Here is a 4,624-nt window from a genome sequence, read left to right as displayed (position 1 = left end):
GATTTGTATTAAATATACATAGGCGTAAAAACCCTTCTAATATTCATAAGAGTCATCCCAGAATACATTTTGCTAATTGTCACCACCTAAATGATAGACCGGGAGAAAGTACAACTGAAAAATATTTCAAAGTTTGCTCAAACTCCATTGAAGAACTTGAACAATGGAGCTGGATTGAATACCAAAAAGGACTAAATCCATGCAAAACCTGTAAGGATAAAGGGTTACCGGTAGAACAGCTCACAGGAATACAAAATTTTCAGGCAGCTTCTGCCTTATCCTTAAAATCTGATATATACAAACTCGAAAAACGTTTAGCATCCGAAACCAATCCAGAAAAGCGAACCGAAATTGAGACTTTGATAAAAGCCCGTCAAGGGCAAGGCAGATTCCGGAAAAAACTACTCGAACTGTATCTGAACTGCCCGCTAACAGGTCTAGATGTTCAGTCTTTACTCATTGCCAGCCATATTAAACCTTGGAGCAAGTGCAATAATGAAGAGAGGTTAGATCCCTTCAATGGTCTGATGCTCGCACCCAATATTGACGCATTATTCGATAGCGGACTGATTACGTTTGAGACCGACGGTACGATAAAAATCAGTCCGAAAATCGATCCGGGAAATCAAAAGCGGCTTGGGATTTTTCCCGATATGCAATTAAAAATCGAACCTGAAAGCGAAAAATATTTCGAGTATCACCGCAACCATGTCTTCCAAAAAGAAGAATAGATAGTGTTGAACAGTCCGTTGATTTAAGGTCGTCTGAAAACGATTTAGCGAACCTCGCTATATCCGTTTTCAGACGACCTTTTTGCGTCCTTTTGAGTATAAAGACCAAACCCGTCGCCGTCATTCTGTATAATTCCCACTTTTAAACTATAATCGACATATTCAGACGGCCTTTCCCGACATTATGACTCGACAAGCCTTTATCCTCAGCGATTGCGAATTTCCCGAATGTGGCGAAAAGCCTTACGCCCTGTTGACCGCGAATCCGACGAAGGAACACCACTTTATCGCCCAAACCGAGCAGCGGCAACATGCGCATAATCCGCAGGTCAGCCCGCAAAACCAAAACGTTTACCGCCTGCCCTTGTCAATGTTCCATACTGGCGAAAAAGCCCTCGGCAAAGAACAAAACCGCAGCGAAGCGATAAGCGTCAACATCATCGGAAACTTGGCGGCGAAAAACCTCTATACGCTGACCTTTGTCGAAGACACCGCCAACCAATATAATCTGGAAAGCTGGTTCAACCGTCATGAAAGCGGCTACGAAGAGGCCTGCAATCATCTGCGCACCTTACCTGCAGGCCGTCTGAAAACACCTACGGCAAATGCCGATACCGTCAAAGTACCGGATACCTTGTGGCGGATATTGCGGCTGAAATTCCTCGGCATTCTGCGCAATCCGCACAACCATAAAAACCTGTTTGCCCACCGCCTGCACCAAACACTTCGGGCGCGGCTGCCGGAAGTCGGTTTTGAATTTGTCCGCTTGATCAGCAAACGCGACCCCAAGCGCATCGAGACCATTATGCAGGACTACCGTTTTTCTTTTCTCGGCTATGTCGATTGGCTGGGCGGGCTTTACGGTATGTTGAGCGAAGGCGTGGCGCAGCCGTCGTTGTTTGAACGGTTGTTTTGTAATATCTTTGCCGAACCCGAAGCCGTGAAAATCGAATTGTTCCGCTATCCGGAAAACACGGGGCTGTGCCTGTTTGGCGACAGCAGTTTCTGCCTGCAAGCCTCGGCCAAACTATTCAGCGTCGGCGTTAATATCTCGCACGATATGTTTGCCATCGTCCATCTGCAAACCGACCGTTGGCACGCGTTTAAAAATACCTTTCATCACGACGCGCCCAAACTGCAAGGCCAAGTGCGGATTATCGACGGCAATCAAACCCAAAGATTGCTGTTCAACCGACTGTGCATCCATCAAGCCCATGAAGCCGTGTTCGGCCAAAGCCCGAATATCAAAGATTATCTAGAGGCCGTCTGAAACCCCAAACCAAAAGAAAGCATATGAAAATCACGCCAATCCAAGCCCTAAACGACAACTACATCTGGATGATTCAAGAAGGCAACCATGCCGCCTGCGTCGATCCGTCCGATGCCACGCCCGTTTTGAAATTCCTCGTCCACAACCGCCTGATGCTGGCGCAAACATGGATTACCCATCCGCACCCCGACCATACCGGCGGCGCAAAAAGCCTATTCCACGGCTTTTTGGAATCCCCAATCTATGGCGAAAGCGACATCGACGTAGCGACGCATACCGTCACCGCAGGTACGCAGTTCCCGTTTGGCGAAGGCTTGGTTACCGTTTGGGCAACCCCCGGCCATACCGACCGCCACATCAGCTATCTGCTGGAAAATTCAGACGGCCTGCATGTTTTCTGCGGCGATACCTTGTTCTCCGCCGGTTGCGGCCGCGTATTTACCGGCACAATCGAGCAGCTTTACGACAGCTTCCACCGATTCAACCAGCTGCCCGAGGAAACGCTGTTTTATCCGGCGCACGAATATACAGCCTCCAATCTGCGCTTTGCCCAGCATATCGAGCCGGACAATGCCGACATTCAGACGGCCTTGGCCGCAGCCGAACACACGCCGACACTGCCTGTCAGCCTGGTGCACGAACGCAAAGTCAATCCGTTTTTCCGAGTACACCTACCTCAAGTTCAGGCACGCGCCGAAGAATTGAGCGGACGAAAATTAAACAGCGAACTCGAAGTCTTCGCTGCCCTGCGTGAATTGAAAAATCAATTTTAATTGGGCTTGGTTCCTAAAGAATAAGGCCGTCTGAACAATATCTGTTCAGACGGCCTTTATTATTCAGGGATTATTCCCACTCAATCGTGGCAGGCGGTTTGCCGCTGACATCGTAAACCACGCGGTTGATGCCTTTGACTTCGTTGATGATGCGGTTGGACACGCGGCCAAGCAGCGAGTATGGCAGCTCAGCCCAGTGCGCAGTCATAAAGTCGCTGGTAATCACGGCACGCAAGGCAACGACGTAATCGTAAGTACGGCCGTCGCCCATTACGCCGACGGATTTCACAGGCAGGAATACGGCAAATGCTTGGCTGGTCAGGTCATACCAAGACGTGCCGTTTTCATCGGTAGTATTGCGCAATTCTTGGATGAAAATATCGTCTGCCTGACGGAGTAAGTCGGCGTATTCTTTTTTCACTTCGCCCAAGATACGCACGCCCAAACCCGGGCCCGGGAACGGATGACGGTACACCATTTCACGAGGCAGTCCCAAAGCGACGCCCAATTCGCGCACTTCGTCTTTGAACAAGTCACGCAATGGTTCAAGCAATTTGAGCTTCATGTTTTCGGGCAGACCGCCGACGTTGTGATGCGATTTGATGGCGTGGGCTTTTTTGGTTTTTGCGCCTGCGGATTCGATTACGTCAGGGTAAATCGTACCTTGCGCTAACCATTTGGCGTTGGTGAGTTTTTTCTCTTCAGCATCAAATACTTCGATAAATTCTGCACCGATGATTTTGCGTTTTTTCTCCGGATCGGTCACGCCGGCAAGTTTCGCCAAAAACTGCTCTTCGGCATCAACGTGAATCACGCGTACGCCCAAGTTGCGGGCAAACATATCCATCACCATTTTGCCTTCGTTCAAACGCAACAGACCGTGGTCAACAAACACGCAGGTCAGTTGGTCGCCGATGGCGCGGTGAATCAGCGCCGCCGCTACGGAAGAGTCCACGCCGCCGGACAAACCCAAAATTACTTCGTCGTTGCCGACTTGTTCGCGGATTTTGGCAACGGCTTCTTCAATGTAGTTTGGCATGGTCCAGCTTGGTTGTGCGCCGCAAATATCCAAGACAAAGCGGTTTAACAACGCGCGGCCTTGTTTGGTATGGGTCACTTCAGGGTGGAATTGGATGCCGTAGAATTGTTTCTCAGCGTTTTCCATCATGGCAATCGGGCAAGACGGTGTGTCGCCGATGACAGAGAAGCCGGTAGGCAGTTTGGAAACTTTATCGCCATGGCTCATCCATACGTCGAGCGTGTTTGGCGCATCGTCTTGAATGCCGCGTGTCAGCTCGCTGTCGATGGTTTTAACTTGCGCATAACCGAATTCGCGTTGGTTGCCCGGGGTAACTTCGCCGCCCAAGTGGTGCGCCATAAATTGCATGCCGTAGCAGATGCCCAAAACCGGAATGCCCAAATCAAAAATACCAGTATCGGCTTGATAATCGGATTCGTAAACGGAATTAGGACCGCCGGAGAGGATAATGCCTTTCGGGTTGAAAGCTTTGATTTCTTCCAAAGGCATATCGAAAGAATGCAGTTCGCAGTAAACATGGGCTTCGCGCACGCGGCGGGCGATCAGCTGGGTAACTTGCGAGCCGAAGTCGAGAATAAGGATTTTGTCTTGGGTCATGGCGGAAACTTTGCAAAATGTAAGAAAACGGTGCGGCCGGGAGGGCAAATTTCAAATTTAAACCACAATAAAAAAGGCCGTCTGAAACGGCGGATTATACCATTGTTCAGACGGCCTTTATAGGGCAAAACCCAAATCTCTCATCTTTCTATTTTGTGTGTTTCTCAGGAATCATATCGCTGCGCGAGAGCAACAGCAGGCAACCCAACACGAC

Annotated in this window: 4 protein-coding genes; 3 read left to right on the top strand and 1 reads right to left on the bottom strand. The window is 49.5% G+C overall.

From position 1 onward, the window contains the following. From ACTHUT_RS14290 to gloB, 3 genes are all read left to right on the top strand, one after another. Nucleotides 1-731: HNH endonuclease (locus ACTHUT_RS14290; protein WP_440418936.1), on the top strand; the 731-nt coding region annotated here is incomplete at its 5' end. A 184-nt stretch (nucleotides 732-915) separates the two neighbouring features. Next, nucleotides 916-2,001 carry a hypothetical protein gene (locus tag ACTHUT_RS14285; RefSeq protein WP_137040738.1) on the top strand — a complete coding sequence of 362 codons (1,086 nt, stop codon included), beginning with the start codon at nucleotides 916-918 and terminating at the stop codon, nucleotides 1,999-2,001. 23 nt (nucleotides 2,002-2,024) lie between these two features. Beyond that, nucleotides 2,025-2,774, top strand: a complete 750-nt coding sequence (gene gloB, locus ACTHUT_RS14280; protein ID WP_049329038.1) for a hydroxyacylglutathione hydrolase — start codon at nucleotides 2,025-2,027, stop codon at nucleotides 2,772-2,774. 70 nt (nucleotides 2,775-2,844) lie between these two features. Here gloB and guaA read toward each other — a convergent pair whose 3' ends face one another. Next, complete coding sequence (gene guaA, locus ACTHUT_RS14275; protein WP_250600435.1) at nucleotides 2,845-4,410, bottom strand: glutamine-hydrolyzing GMP synthase; 1,566 nt, start codon at nucleotides 4,408-4,410, stop codon at nucleotides 2,845-2,847. Nucleotides 4,411-4,624: the final 214 nt, after the last annotated feature.

The organism is Neisseria sp. P0022.S010, from assembly GCF_051956635.1.
Note: the sequence above shows the minus strand (reverse complement) of the source record. Positions and strands in the feature narration are given on the sequence as shown.